A 210-nucleotide genomic window follows, 5' to 3' on the forward strand; every position below is an offset into this window, starting at 1 on the left:
AGCTCGATCACGTCGCTGTCCACCTCGACTTCGACGGGCTTGTCGTCGGCTAACAGCTCGATCGGCTCCCTGTCGACTTCAACGTCGACGGGCCTCTCCTCGGCTAACAGCTCGATCACGTCCCTGTCCACGTCGACCTCGACGGGCCTGTCGTCGGCAAACAGCTCCATCACGTCGCTGTCCACCTCGACCTCGACTGGCCTCTCGTCG

At 63.3% G+C, this 210-nt stretch carries 1 protein-coding gene; it reads right to left on the reverse strand.

Annotated elements, in window-relative coordinates; genetic code table 11:
• Window positions 1-210 (reverse strand): hypothetical protein (locus U5798_RS37080; RefSeq protein WP_322084900.1); only part of this gene is annotated, 210 nt, incomplete at both ends.

The organism is Burkholderia sp. BCC1972 (assembly GCF_905339605.1).
Lineage (GTDB): Bacteria > Pseudomonadota > Gammaproteobacteria > Burkholderiales > Burkholderiaceae > Burkholderia.